Source organism: Exiguobacterium sp. UBA5002 (genome assembly GCF_002396765.1).
In the GTDB taxonomy this organism is placed as follows: Bacteria; Bacillota; Bacilli; order Exiguobacteriales; family Exiguobacteriaceae; genus Exiguobacterium_A.
In genome coordinates this window covers 30,954-44,797 of the sequence record NZ_DGYQ01000022.1, presented here as the reverse complement: position 1 = coordinate 44,797, position 13,844 = coordinate 30,954, and the positions used below count along the sequence as shown (strand labels likewise).

15 protein-coding genes are annotated in these 13,844 nt (G+C 47.6%); 4 read left to right on the top strand and 11 right to left on the bottom strand.

The window, feature by feature from the left end; translation table 11 throughout:
* Nucleotides 1-301 precede the first annotated feature (301 nt).
* The 6 genes from B4C70_RS06045 to B4C70_RS06020 form a co-directional block, all read right to left on the bottom strand.
* Nucleotides 302-1,117 (bottom strand): hypothetical protein, encoded by an 816-nt coding sequence (locus tag B4C70_RS06045; protein WP_290777563.1) that lies wholly within the window; start codon nt 1,115-1,117, stop codon nt 302-304.
* Nucleotides 1,114-1,791, bottom strand: coding sequence for an ABC transporter ATP-binding protein (locus B4C70_RS06040; RefSeq protein WP_058705106.1), 678 nt, complete (start codon nt 1,789-1,791; stop codon nt 1,114-1,116). The genes B4C70_RS06045 and B4C70_RS06040 overlap by 4 nt, the downstream gene beginning before the upstream one ends.
* Nucleotides 1,784-2,164 carry a GntR family transcriptional regulator gene (locus B4C70_RS06035; RefSeq protein WP_056060644.1) on the bottom strand — a complete coding sequence of 127 codons (381 nt, stop codon included), beginning with the start codon at nt 2,162-2,164 and terminating at the stop codon, nt 1,784-1,786. Before B4C70_RS06035 ends, B4C70_RS06040 begins: the two co-directional genes overlap by 8 nt.
* A gap of 152 nt (nt 2,165-2,316) precedes the next feature.
* Nucleotides 2,317-2,505 (bottom strand): hypothetical protein, encoded by a 189-nt coding sequence (locus tag B4C70_RS06030; RefSeq protein ID WP_290777560.1) that lies wholly within the window; start codon nt 2,503-2,505, stop codon nt 2,317-2,319.
* 13 nt (nt 2,506-2,518) lie between these two features.
* Entirely contained in the window at nt 2,519-3,394 is an 876-nt protein-coding gene (locus B4C70_RS06025) for an SDR family oxidoreductase (RefSeq protein ID WP_047396092.1), read from the bottom strand.
* 88 nt (nt 3,395-3,482) lie between these two features.
* Nucleotides 3,483-3,944, bottom strand: a complete 462-nt coding sequence (locus tag B4C70_RS06020) for an NUDIX hydrolase (RefSeq protein ID WP_290777557.1) — start codon at nt 3,942-3,944, stop codon at nt 3,483-3,485.
* Between the two features lie 330 nt (nt 3,945-4,274).
* Between B4C70_RS06020 and B4C70_RS06015 the strand changes: the two genes are divergently transcribed.
* Nucleotides 4,275-5,012, top strand: a complete 738-nt coding sequence (locus B4C70_RS06015) for a peptidoglycan DD-metalloendopeptidase family protein (RefSeq protein ID WP_290777555.1) — start codon at nt 4,275-4,277, stop codon at nt 5,010-5,012.
* A gap of 258 nt (nt 5,013-5,270) precedes the next feature.
* Nucleotides 5,271-6,209, top strand: a complete 939-nt coding sequence (locus B4C70_RS06010) for a peptidoglycan DD-metalloendopeptidase family protein (RefSeq protein WP_290777553.1) — start codon at nt 5,271-5,273, stop codon at nt 6,207-6,209.
* A gap of 59 nt (nt 6,210-6,268) precedes the next feature.
* On the opposite strand, the gene B4C70_RS06005 is transcribed toward B4C70_RS06010, so the two are convergent.
* The 3 genes from B4C70_RS06005 to brnQ all read right to left on the bottom strand — a co-directional run bounded on the left by B4C70_RS06005 (nt 6,269) and on the right by brnQ (nt 10,175).
* A complete protein-coding gene (locus tag B4C70_RS06005) occupies nt 6,269-7,420 on the bottom strand; it encodes an FAD/NAD(P)-binding protein (RefSeq protein WP_290777551.1) in 1,152 nt (383 codons plus the stop codon).
* Between the two features lie 147 nt (nt 7,421-7,567).
* Nucleotides 7,568-8,680: a glycerol dehydrogenase gene (locus B4C70_RS06000; protein ID WP_290777549.1), complete on the bottom strand. Its 1,113-nt coding sequence runs from the start codon at nt 8,678-8,680 to the stop codon at nt 7,568-7,570.
* Between the two features lie 154 nt (nt 8,681-8,834).
* On the bottom strand, nt 8,835-10,175 hold the full coding sequence (gene brnQ, locus B4C70_RS05995) for a branched-chain amino acid transport system II carrier protein (RefSeq protein ID WP_290777547.1): 1,341 nt from the start codon (nt 10,173-10,175) through the stop codon (nt 8,835-8,837).
* A 280-nt stretch (nt 10,176-10,455) separates the two neighbouring features.
* Here brnQ and B4C70_RS05990 point away from each other — a divergent pair, with 280 nt between their 5' ends.
* Both B4C70_RS05990 and B4C70_RS05985 read left to right on the top strand, forming a co-directional pair.
* Nucleotides 10,456-10,638: a hypothetical protein gene (locus B4C70_RS05990; RefSeq protein WP_214729574.1), complete on the top strand. Its 183-nt coding sequence runs from the start codon at nt 10,456-10,458 to the stop codon at nt 10,636-10,638.
* A 536-nt stretch (nt 10,639-11,174) separates the two neighbouring features.
* A complete protein-coding gene (locus B4C70_RS05985; protein WP_214729572.1) occupies nt 11,175-11,801 on the top strand; it encodes a DUF2268 domain-containing protein in 627 nt (208 codons plus the stop codon).
* 58 nt (nt 11,802-11,859) lie between these two features.
* On the opposite strand, the gene B4C70_RS05980 is transcribed toward B4C70_RS05985, so the two are convergent.
* Nucleotides 11,860-13,050, bottom strand: coding sequence for an acetyl-CoA C-acetyltransferase (locus tag B4C70_RS05980; RefSeq protein ID WP_214729570.1), 1,191 nt, complete (start codon nt 13,048-13,050; stop codon nt 11,860-11,862).
* A gap of 13 nt (nt 13,051-13,063) precedes the next feature.
* Nucleotides 13,064-13,840, bottom strand: a complete 777-nt coding sequence (locus tag B4C70_RS05975; RefSeq protein WP_214729568.1) for a 3-hydroxybutyrate dehydrogenase — start codon at nt 13,838-13,840, stop codon at nt 13,064-13,066.
* Nucleotides 13,841-13,844 lie beyond the last annotated feature (4 nt).

Genomic DNA, 13,844 nt, shown 5'->3' with positions numbered 1-13,844 from the left:
TCTGAATCAAAATCATCTTATCTAAATAATATGTATCTCGACCGTGTTTATATAAGATGATTTTGATTCAGAGACTTGTCCCTCTTTAATCGAGACTGAGAAGTCTGTTGGTTGACGCACTACATCGATTAAGTTGATTTGTAGATTTTGAAGAGTGCTTTGCTTCGGGCTACCGCTCTTTGTTTCGACTACCAATTCAGGTTTTTCTAAATTTAATACGTATCCTACGTAAAAAGCTAGTGATACGATACTGATTAGTATAAAACCTATAAAATATTTATATGAACGCATATTATCCCCCTTAGACCGAGATTTTCCATTTCAGAAGTCGTAAACTTCTCCAACAAGCATAAATCATGTAGACAAAGACAAAGCCGATGAATAAAGCGTCTTTTTCTGAACTTAGTAATAAATGTGTTTGATCCAAAAAGTAGAGACAAATGAACGAATACGATACAAAAATTGTCGTTTCAATCGCGACTCGAATCAATCCTTTTACTTTTCGATGTGACCGTTCCAACAAAACGAGCAAAAAGATTAAGCAGACAATCATTGTAGAAATAAGGATGATAAGAATCATATTGACTAAATTCGACGTATAAACTTCTTCCAACGAACTACTAAACATATTTGTGTAAGAACTTTTCTGATATTCCGATCGGATTGACCAATCAAATAAATATGATCCAAACTTCAGAAAGCACCATTGCAATCCAATAAAACTAATCATGACCAGAAATACGGCAGTCAATTTTGAAAAGAAAATGCTAGATCGTTGACCTGGAAGCATTAATAGTCGATAGATGTATTTTGTTTCCCCGAGCCAATCACGATACCAAATTTGAAATGCGTAAATCACAACGAATACAATTCCTATTAAAGTCATAAACACGAAAAAAGAAGTCGTGTCAGCATAATCTAGCCTTCCGATTTGTTGAAGTGCCTCTGATAATGTTGCACGATTACTTTCCATGAAATTCTTGATCTTTTGTTCATGAAGCATCACTTGCGCAACGACTGATACCAATTCAATCGCTGCCATCACAAGCACTACGATTACATAAAGCTTAAAACTCCGCTTAATCTCTTCGTTCGTCAATTGTATGTATTGTTTCATCGCAGATAGACCTCCCGCATCCGGTCCTGAACCGATTTCCCGTACAGTTCCCGCATCTCTTCCGTCTCGTGTTCATCGATGATTCGACCGTCCTGTAAGAAGACGACCCGATCGATCAAATGCTCGATTTCCTGAATTTCATGTGTCGTCATCAGGATACCTCGTCCTTCCATGAAGTGACTCGAGAAAAGTCCTGCAATCTGTTCCTTCGTAAACAGATCGATTCCAGCAAACGGTTCGTCGAGTAGTAAGTACGGACGATCGAGAGCGAATCCTAGAATCAAGCTGACCTTCGCTTGGTTCCCTTTTGATAAGTCCGTGATCTTATCTGTCGAGAGTAGCTGGAAGATCCGCATCAGCTCATCCGCTGTCGCCGGGTTCCAGTCCGAATAATAATCCGCCATGTACGTCAGCGCATCACCAACCGTCATGTAACCGGGCATCGTCTGGATATCCGGAACAAATGCGATCTTGTTTCGGTTGACCTCACCATCGACGAGAACCGTTCCCGCGTTGACCGGAACGAGACCTGCGATCGCCTTCAAGATCGTTGATTTCCCCTCACCGTTTAAACCGATCAGACACGTCAATTGATCCATCGGGACGGAAAACGAGACGCCTTGAAGAACTGGTTTTTTCCCGTATTTCTTTTGTAAGCCATGGACTTCAAGCATCGATCTTCCTCCGTTCCGTTTCCTGATAGACGGTCTCGACCTTCGAGACGACTTCATCGAGTGGAATTTGAATCGCCTTGACGGCATCGATGAATTCAGAGACTGCTTCTTCAAGCATCTCGGTCCGTACTTTTTGGACGACTTGTGGATCACGTGTAATCTTACTCGGGACATTCCGTTCTGTCGTAATCAATTGCTGCTCCTCCATCTCTTTGTATGCTTTTTGTGCGGTATTCGGATTGATTCCGAGCTGTGCGGCGATTTCGCGGCGGGACGGGATCTCTTGTCCGCTTTGCAATTCCTCGGTCGCGATTCGTTGTTTGAACCAACGGACGACCTGCAGGTACACCGGGCTTCTTTGGTCGAACTGCATCGGTAGACCTCCCTTTCCTGTGTAATGTATTAAAACAATAATACACTTCTCTTCTGTATCATACTCACCATACAGTTTGACTGTCAAGATAGTTAGTCTTCTTTATCACGAAAAAACCACCATCCAATTTTGGATGGTGGTTACTTCACTCATTAATAGGGATTCGGATCCTCCTGCGGTGTATCCGGAATCTCGGTCGGTTCTGGGAACGTATCCGGTTCCGGCTGACGGATCGGTTCTTCCTGTGGCGTATCTGGCACCTCGCTCGGTGGTGTCTGCGGGATCTCGTCCGGTTGATGATCCGGTTCGCGTTCAGGCACTTCATTCGGATTTTTCTTCATCTTGATCTCCCCCTTAAGACGTGATGTAATCGCCGCCATTGATATGAATCGTCTGACCCGTGATGTAACTTGAATCGCGAGAAGCTAGATAGACATAAGCCGGTGCATTTTCTGACGGTTGTCCTCGGCGTTTCATTAACGTATCTTCCCCATGCGACTCGACTTTCTCCTTCGAGAACGTCGCTGGAATGAGTGGCGTCCAAATCGGACCGGGTGCGACCGCATTAACGCGGATTCCCTTCTCGATCAGGCTCGAGGCGAGCGAGCGCGTCAATGTCGTAATTGCCCCTTTTGTCGCCGAGTAATCGATCAACGTCGGCGCTCCACGATAAGCTGTCACCGATGAGGTATTGATGATTGTATCTTCTTTATGCAGATGCGGAATCGCTGCTTGAATTAAATAGAACATCGAAAAAACATTCGTCTCGAACGTTTCCTTCAATTGATCTGGTGTGATTGATAGGAAATCATCTTGCGGGAATTGCTTGCCGGCATTATTGACGAGAATGTTCAATTGACCGAACTCTGCAATGACCGTATCGATGATCGCTTGTGCATTTTCTGGCTGACTGACATCTTTTGCGATTTTTAAGGCTTTGACCCCGTAGCCTTCAATCAACGATTTCGTCTTTTCCGCGTCTTTCCCCTCATTTAAGTACACAATCGCGACGTTTGCCCCTTCTTTCGCATAAGCGACAGCGACGGCGCGACCGATTCCACTATCCCCGCCCGTGATCAGCGCGACCTTCCCCGTCAGTTTTCCTGAACCAACATAATCCGGATCATCGTAGATTGGTTCGGGTTTCATGGCGTACTCGACACCGGGTTGTTGTTCCTGCGTCTGCCCTCGTGCTTCTTGATGCATCGCTTCGAACTGTTCTTCTCTCATGAACGATCAGCTCCCTTATCACTGTTGGAATGAACTACATGATTAACCATTCCCTTGCGATACATCTATAAACGTTTTTCTGGAAAAGTCAGATGTCATTCGTCAACAGTGTCGGGAATACATTCGTTTGGAGCATGTTTGATAGTTCGCTTGGATACAATGTATACTGATCCAGTTTATCGAACGGAACGAAGCGATACGTCAATCCTTCGCCTTCTGGACCGTAAAAGTCTTCCGTCGAAAGTGACAGTGGCTCTCGGCACGTCACTTCATAAAACATTCCTAGTTCATGAAACTGGTGATCGGCGTACTCAAAGAAATTTTCATGCAGGAAACGGAAGACCGGTGGCTTAATCAACTGACCGAGTTCTTCTACTAATTCACGTTCAATCGCTTTGGCACCACTTTCACCGAACTGGACGCGTCCTCCCGGTAATGACCAAAAATCATCTTCTCCTTGACGATGAATCAAAAGATGTCCATCTTGAATCAACAGCGCCACTGCGCGAATGTTAAGCTTTTTTTGATTTACTGTAAACGTCAAATCCATTCCATTACCTACTCTCTTCTTATTAGTTAGACTCCCATACTTTCTCATCATTTCCCACGATTGCGTTTTGTCATCAAATTCATCTCGTTGTAACACGGATTCATCTTGATTTTAAGGGATTTTGAAATTGAATATGTATTCAATATTACAACAATTGTTATTAGAATATATTTAAGCAATCAAATTGAAACACAACCGTCTGATGTTTGAATGCTATACTCTCGTTAGTCAAATGACCGCATCACTCACTTCAACACACACTAAACGCATCCACTTCTATAGATGTCATTCCGACGACAACACTAGATATTCAACTTAGGAGGAACATTCATGAAACGAACAATCACGACGTTAGCAATGAGCGCCCTCGTTGTTTCAGGTTTTGCAACTACGGGTACAGGTAAGGTTGAAGCCGCTTCTGGCTCATCGTATAAAGTAAAAATCAAGGCAGATGGACTTCGCGTCCGGACTGGCCCATCGTTAAAACACCGCATCGTCGACGGCGTCAATGCGGGTCAAACATTCAAATACCTCGGTCGGACAGGAAACTGGACGAAGATCATGCATAAAGGCGAAAAACGCTTCGTCTATTCTGGTTACGTCAAGAAGTATAGCGCTTCTAGTAAATCAGCGAAAAAAGCATCTTTCTCTTCTTCGACTGGTTTCATGCGTCCGACGAGCGGACCGATCACGCAAGGTTACGGAAACGCTAGCGGCAAATACGGTTACACGTTCCATAACGGTATCGACTTCGGAGCACCTACTGGAACACCAGTTAAAGCAGCCGCTGCCGGAAAAGTCATCAAGTCGTCATATCAGGGAGCATATGGAAACCATGTCATGGTCGAACATAAAGTGAACGGTATTTCGTACACAACAGTGTATGCTCACCTTAGCAAACGTTCTGTCTTCGTCGGTCAATCGATTCCGAAAGGCGCGAACATCGGAGCTGTCGGTAGTACAGGTAACTCGTTTGGGTCTCACTTACACTTCGAGATCCACCGCGGAAACTACGTCTACAGCGGTTCTTCTGCAGCAAGCAGTGTCAACCCACTCGCTTTCTTATAAGCATTTCAAGGTACCTCATTCGGGGTACCTTTTTTGTTATTCATATGGCATTTCATCTTATCCAATTCCATCCAATCTTGTCAAAGGAATTCATCGACAATTGGTAAACAGATAAAATTAAGTCTGTTTAATATAATTTATTGAAATAATATCGAAATGTGAATGTAACAATTAAACATTTTCGTAAATGTTATACTCATCTATGAAATTTACATAACGGTTTGGTCACACAGATTACATACTCAGGAGGAATGAATCATGCATGGTTTTTGGAAAGGTGTCTCAGCGACAGCGATCGCTGTGGCGAGTGTTGCTTCGTTTGCCATCCCACGTGCGGATGCAGCAACGACGTTCTATAAGGTAAAGGTCATGGAAGACGGTTTACGTGCTCGAACTGGTCCTTCAACATCTTACGGTACGGTCACAAACTTTGACAAGGGCGATACATATAAGTATCTCGGTCGGACAGGGAACTGGACAAAAATCCTGTATGGTTCGAAAAAAGTCTACGTCTCTTCTACATATGTTAAGAAATATTCCGTGACTCGGATCTATAAGATTAAAGTCAACGTCGACAACCTTCGCGTTCGTAGTAGTAACTCGACGAGCAGCTCAGTCGTCGGAAGTGTCGATAAAGGCGAAACATTCCGCTACCTCGGTCGGACAGGTGACTGGATCAAGTTCCTATACGGTGGCGACAAACGATTCGTTCACGCTGACTACGTCTCGAAATATGCTGTCTTGACACTAACAAACAGCAGTGGCGCATCAAAAGCCTCTACGTCAAAAAGCTTCGCGACACCAACGAGTGGTCCAATCACGCAAGGTTACGGTAAGGCAAGCGGCGCTTACGGCTATACGTTCCATAACGGCATCGATTATGGCACAGCGAAAGGCACTCCAGTCTATGCGACAGCGAGCGGTAAGGTTATCACTTCGCAGTATAAAGGCGCATACGGCAACTACGTCATGGTCTCACACACTGTCAACGGATCGCCGTTCATCAGTCTGTATGCACATATGAATAGTCGCTCCGTCTCGGTCGGTCAAACCGTCGCGCAAGGTCAAAAAGTTGGTACAGTCGGTGAGACAGGTAACGCCTTCGGAACACATTTACATTTTGAACTTCATAAGGGATCGTACGTCTACAGCGCAACATCAGCTGGCAGCAGCGTCAATCCACTCGACTATCTCTAAAAAAGCCTCGACCGTATGACTCATCAATGACGTCATACGGTCGAGGCTTTTCCTATCTTTTAGACGGAAACAAGTATGGTCTCCTTGTCTTGAATTGTCAAGGCAATCGCACGTGCTGCGGCTTGTCCCCCGTAAATCGATCGAGCGAATGGTCCGACCGTCAAGTCAGCGAGACTTCCAGTTGCGAATAAGTTCTCTCCCCATTCAAAGGTCGTTTCATCCAGTAACGGTGTCCGGCAAGGCGATAAGGGTAGCTTCAACTCTTGCTGTACGGCTTCAAGCCATGATCCTTCGACGACCATCGGACGGATACCCGTTGCGCAAATAATCGATTCAGCGGTGATGATGCGGCCATCCGTCAGCTTTACTCCGCTTCCGACTTCCTGCTCGACTTCACCAATCACATGACTGATGATTCCTTCTCGAATCAAATGTCGGGCACGTTGAATCAAGTCCTGTGTTGCCGTTCCCGGGCGACGCTCCTGTACGATCAACGCTCGTTTTTCACTAGCCGACAAGGACTTGAATGGTGTCAATCCTTTTGGTCCCATGAACTTCCGATCCGCATCGAACGCACTTTTTTCGAGCGGACATCGTGAAAGGAGGGTCACCTGCCCGGGATAGCGCTCAGCACATTGAATCGTATGATGCAGCGCACTGATCCCACCTCCGATGATGACGACCGGTGGTGTGTCTTGTTTTGATAAGAACAGATGACGCGCCGATTTCGCCCATTCTGGCATGATGTGATGTTCCGATTGTCCGAGAGCGAGAACGACATGGTTTGCTCGTAACTCGCTTTCATCTGACGAGACGATCCACGTTCCACTTTCTCGTCTTAGTCGTGTGACTTCTCCTTGTACCCAGCTCGCCTCCACTTCATTTCGTTGCGCCAATTGAAGGGCATGGTCGTTAAATAGTTCCAAGGATGGTCGCCCGTATGTATCCTTGAAGGCTTGATGTGTGTAATCTTGTTCTTCAGCATGATGTCTGAGACTCGTCGGATTCGTCGAAGTGTGGTGAACACGTGTCGAACGTAGGTAAGGCATGCCAATCCGTTCGGTCTGTTTACGCCAGTTCATAAGTGGCTGCTCATGACGGTCGATGATTCGAATCATCTTTCGGTCTATTCCTTTTTCACGTAAGGCATTAAATACCGTCATCCCATGAATTCCTCCGCCAACAATCACCCATTCATATCGATCCGTCATCACAAAAACTCCTTTACCTGAATTAAATCGTAATCATTACGTTTTATAAAGATAGCGTGTTTTTAAGAAGAATTCAAGGGCAAATCGATATAGACTCATAAAAAATCCGCTTCCTCTCGGTAGAGGAAGCGGATTTGAACGCATCAATCAGGAAGAAGCATGTTTCGCTAGATACGCTTTTGAATAGCGATCGGCTGCGATGATCGCATCCGCGACTTCGTCCGCCGTGACGTTGAAACCGCTGTGGATCGTCTCACCTTCAGCGGTCGCTGCCTCGCCGACCTTGACGATATCTTCACGCGACGCATCCTTTAGCTTGACGTCCTCGAGCGTCACCGGTAGACCAAGATCCGTGTAGAGCGCGATATAACGTTCAATCTCTTCTTGTGGATGTTCTTCGAGCGCCAACTGGACGAGTGTACCAAAGGCGACCTTCTCCCCGTGCGTCAAGTGGTGAATCTCACCGTCAAGCGCCGTAAAACCGTTATGGATCGCATGGGCTGCAGCTAACCCGCCACTCTCGAAACCGAGTCCACTTAAGAGCGTATTCGCCTCAACGACGGCTTCGAGTGCTGGTGTGACGACTTGCGCCTGGACGGATTCATACGCCAGTCGTCCATGCTCGAACAAAACTTCCTCACACCGTTTGGCAATCGCTTGTGCCGCAATTGTCGGTCGCCCTCCTGCCATCGTCTGTCCACCAAAAGCGACGACACTCCGGACCTCGACCCACGTCGCGAGCGCATCGGCAATTCCAGACGCAAAGAAGCGTGCCGGCGCTTGCGCAATCAGCTTCGTATCGACAAGAACGAGATCGGGATTCTTCTTGTAGAAGCGATAACTTTCGAAAATCCCTTCGTCGGAATAGATGACGGACAAGGCACTCGTCGGTGCGTCGGTCGAAGCAAGTGTCGGGACGATGACGACGGATACATTCAACTCATCCGAGACGGCTTTTGCCGTATCGAGTGTCTTTCCGCCCCCAACACCCATGACGAACCGAACATCTGCCGCTTTTGCTTGCTCAGCGATTCGTTTTACTTCATGCCGTGAGGCTTCACCACTGAAGTCCGCTTTCTCGATGCCGACATTTTCGCCGGACAACGATTGCTCGACTCGTTCCTTGACGATTTTCCAGACGACATCATCCGCGATGACAAGCGCTTTTTCACCGAACGGGCTCACATATGTACCGAGCCGGTCAATGACATCCTTTCCTTGGACATACTTTGAGGGACTAATGAAGACACGTTCTGACATGTTTCAACATCCTTTCTGTAAGGGACACGATAGTCAATGACATACAGTAGATGAATTGCCGTTTCCGCTTCTGCTTAAACCCACAATCGCGTGAACAAAAAAAGCGGACTTTGATCATGCGATCAAAAATCCGCTTCCTTTTATACATGACAACTTAAGCCACACGCGACGACGAGTGTGTCTCCGCTGTTTTCTTACCAACGACTGCTCCGATCACTCCACCAATGATCGCTGGAACGACCCACCCGAGACTGACGGAAGCAAACGGTAATACTACGTCGAACACGTCCGTGACAGCTGAGACGTTGATCCCTGCTGTCTTTAATCCATCAAACAAGCTGATGAGGAATGTCATCCACAGCGCCCCTTGATAAACGGCTGGTTTGCCTTTAAAGAGTGGATGCAAGAACGTCAAGAAGATGAGACAGATCGCCAGTGGATAAAGCGTCATCAAGACTGGTTTTGAGACGGCGAGCAATTGGTTCAGACCGATGTTCGCGACGAGTGCGCTGAAGACCGATAAACCAATCGTCCATTTGACGTACGAGATTTTTGGCACGAGTGCCGAGAAGAACGATGCACAGGCCGTGATCAAGCCGACACTTGTCGTCATACAAGCGACTGTGATCATCAGACCGAGTAAGAGCGCACCGTATTCACCGAAGTAATGATCCGACACAGCCGACAAGATTTCTGCGCCATTCGCCAGTTGTCCGATTTCCGAGACACTCGAAGCGCCCATGAAGGCAAGCGCCGTGTACGTGATTGCTAGCAAGGCTGCTGCAATCAATGATGCTTTCGTACAAATCAACAGCAACTGCCGCTTCGATGTGACACCTTTTTCCTTGATCGCTGCGATGATGATGATCCCGAAGACGAAGGCACCGAGCGCATCGAGCGTCATATATCCTTCTTGGAAACCGTTAAAGAAGGCATTCGATTGATATGTCTTCAAAGGATTCTGAAAACTTCCAATCGGATGCAGAACAGCGACGACGATCAACAGACCGATGAACGTGATCTTAATCGGTGTCAGGACTTTCCCGACGACATCGACAATTTTCGTCGGATTCAATGATAAGAGACACGCAACCGTGTAAAACAAGACTGTGAAGATGAGCAACGGCCAGTGGCTCGTCGATTCGCTGAAGAATGGCTTGATTCCGATCTCATACGAAACCGTTCCGGCACGAGGAATCGCGAAGAATGGTCCGATCGCAAGATACAAGATGACCGAGAAGCCGATTCCGAACATAGGATGAACGCGTGACGCCATCGCTTGTAGATCGCGTTCCCCTGAAAACGCGAATGCGAGAATCGCAAGCAATGGTAGACCGACACCGGTGACGAGGAAGCCGGCATTGGCGACCCAGACATGCTCCCCTGCGAGCTGTCCGAGCATCGGCGGAAAGATGAGATTTCCTGCCCCGAAGAATAAGGCGAAGAGCATCATGCCGATGACAATGATAAATGATGTTGGAACAGTTTTAGACATAATAAACCCCCACTGATGATGATCGACTTCATCTCGCTCCCTAAGCAGATGAAGTACTTCGTTCGAAAGGATACCATACGTTTAAGAGCTCGTGCTAGGAGTTTATCTGGAGAATATTCTGAAAATTATGCAGAAAGTTTGGTGGAGCTACAATCTATAGAATTTGTTACGTCTGCGCGTCGAAGCATGAAACCGGATTCATAAGTTCATCTGACGGAGTAGGAGAATTGTATCCTTTAGAGAAAGTAAATATATGGATAATTAAACAGGAGGTATTTTCATGAAATCAATCTATTTTCTTAGCGCCACCCTTTTACTTGCCAGTTGTTCCCCCGCTGCCGAAAAACCGAAGACGTATGACATCTCGTTTACGCATGAGAAACAAGAGATTCAAATCGTTCCTTTGTATAAGGCGTATGACGATTACAGAATTTACGAACGGGAAAGCCCATATCGGGCATAGCCCGCCTTTAGGCATGGGATGAAAGTGAGTTCGGATATTTTCACATCCGACGTTCGGGTATATCTACCGCATAGACAAGTACAAGTCTCTAAAACGCCTGTGTCCATCGCACCTTGAAAATCGTATACGGTTCGGTCACGAAAACATGTGACCGGTAAAACGATGCCTGTCGTCATGCAAAAGACGCTAACACATTAGGTGGACACACCTGCAACGACCTGTGGTTGACGGTAACAGTCAATCAGCCTGAGAACCTATACGGTCTGTCTCAGGAGGGGTGGTGGCACACCCTCATCTGAAGGCTTGAGCAAAACAGAAATGGACTGCGCTCGCACAAGCACTTCAGAATCCCACGGTTTAAATCGTGGGAGTGTCAAATTCAAGCGGTTTCGAAACGTCCAGAGGACAATGAGGCACTATTTAAAAAATATGTATTGGGTGCTAAAAATAGCGTCATCAAAAAAGAACAGCTCCAAGCCATGCCCGTTCCTAGCCTCTATGAACAGCCATCGGAAAACATCAAGGACTTAAAACAGATGAATACATATTTGAAAAAACACCATCAGCGCATCATGAAGCAAATCAAGTCCAGTCTCCTGACTTCGATGAAACAACTTCCACGAGATGAGAAGCTCGTCGTCTTCGTCTCCCCGACGACACCACTCGAGCATGATGATGCCAAACGTTATGGTGGTGTCAGCGGTGTCGCTCAAGGAAACAATTCAATGAGTCTATTCTTCTTGAAGGATTTTTCGGAAAAATCATTACGCAATACGACGGCGCATGAGTACCATCATACCGTTGCCCTCGATGAACCGAATCGTGCAACAATGCTTGATTACATCGTCCTCGAAGGAAAAGCGGAATTCTTTGCCCACAAGCTATATCCAGTGGAATCATCGGAAGCGATTGCCCCTTTACTTGACCACACCTTAGAGCATGTGATTTCAGAGCTGAATGCGGAACAATTGACGACGGATGATCTATTCTTTGGAAATTACGAAAAACAAATTCCATCGTTCACGAAATACAGACTCGGCTACATGATTGTCTCCGACTTCGTGAAACAACATCCCGAGATTTCCTTGAAAGAATGGTCACGGATGTCCTCTGTGCAAATTCTTGAAAAAAGCAGTTACAAAGACATGTTAACGATTCGCTAAAAACATGAAAGCACGAGACAACGGGAGCTTGCATCTCCTTCGTCTCGTGCTTTATTAGTTAACCTTCGTATTTTTTGACGATCGTCGCTACCCCTTGACCGCCCCCGACGCATAACGTCGCAAGACCATGCGTCTCACCCGTCCGCTCGAGTTCATGGATCAGCGTAACGAGAATCCGCGCCCCGCTCGCACCGATCGGATGACCGAGCGCGATTGCACCTCCGTTTCGGTTGAGCTTCTCATGCGGGAACTGTAGCTCCGCATCGACCGCGAGAGATTGTGCCGCGAACGCTTCGTTCGCTTCGATGACATCGATCTCCTCAAGCGTCAGTCCCGCTTTATCGAGGGCCTTCTGGACCGCTTGAACGGGACCAATCCCCATGATGCTCGGGTCGACGCCGGACGTTCCGTTCGCAACGATCTCAACGAGTGGAGTCACACCGAGTTCTTTTGCCTTTGTCGCGGACATGATGACGAGCGCAGCAGCTCCGTCATTGATGCCAGATGCATTGCCTGCCGTGACCGTTCCGTCCTTCTTGAACGCCGGGCGCAAACGACTGAGTGTTTCGATAGACGTGCCCGCTCGAGGAAACTCATCTTGTTCAAAACGAATTGGATCGCCTTTTCGTTGTGGAATCAACACTGGCGTAATCTCCGAGACGAACCGTTCTTCCGCTAATGCCGTCTGCGCTTTTTGCTGACTTGTCGCCGCGAACTGATCCTGCGCTTCGCGGGAGAGTTCATAGGCGTCGGCTAAATTTTCTGCCGTGATTCCCATGTGATAGTCATTAAACGCACACTCGAGCCCATCCTGAATGATCGTATCGACGAGCGGTTGGTCACCCATCTTCAGTCCAGACCGTGCGCCCGCGAGGACATACGGCGCCTGACTCATGTTCTCCATCCCACCGGCAACGATGACATCGGCTTCGCCTGACTTGATCGCCTGATACGCGAGATGGACGGCTGAGAGACCGGATCCGCAGACCTTGTTAACGGTCATCGCTGGACATGTCTCCGGTAAGCCGGCAGCGAGTGCCGCCTGTCGTGCTGGATTTTGACCAAGTCCTGCTGAGAGGACGTTACCAAAAAAGACTTCATCGACGTGATTTCCTGCGACACCTGCTTTTTCAAGTGCCGCGCGGATGACTGTCGCTCCGAGTTCCGTTGCTTTGATGTCCTTCAAACTTCCATTGAAATTCCCGATCGCCGTGCGCGTCGCACTGACGATGACGACTGCTTCACTCATCTGCTCCATCTCCTTATTGAATTGTATATCCTCCATCGAGTACGTTTGCTTGTCCGGTGATCCCTTTTGCTTTGCGGCTCGCGAGGAACAACGCATAATCCGCGATTTCTTCGACGGCGAGCAACCGTTTTTGCGGAACGAGCGGATAGATGACTTCTTCCAGTACTTTTTCGAGTTCAACGTGACGCGTCTTTGCCAAGTCTTCCATCTGATTTCGGACGAGCGGTGTATCGACATACCCCGGGCAAATCGCGTTGACGGTGATTCCGTGTTCCGCTCCTTCAAGGGCTGCGACCTTCGTTAGACCGAGCAATCCATGTTTCGCCGAGTTATACGCCGCCTTCCCAGCAAAGCCAATCAAACCATTGATCGATGCCATGTTGAGAATCCGTCCGTAACCTTGTTCCTTCATGATCGGAAAGGCATGTTTGATGGCGATGAACGGTGCCGTCAACATGATCTTGATCATCAACTCGAATTTCTCCGTCGGAAACTCTTCAATTGGTGAGACGTGCTGAAGACCAGCGTTGTTGATCAAGACGTCGAGTCGTCCGAACTGTTCGACCGTTTGCTTCAAGACCGCTTCGACCTGTGCTTCATCGGTGACGTTGAGCGTCATCCCGACTGCTTCATGACCGGCTCCGCGAATCGTTGCCGCAGCCTCTTCTGCTGCTTCTGCGCGGACGTCCGTGACGACGACCTTCGCTCCTGCCGCAGCAAACGCCTTTGAGATTTCTAGACCAATTCCGCTCCCTGCACCTGTGACGAGTACGATATCTCCTTGGACCATCTGC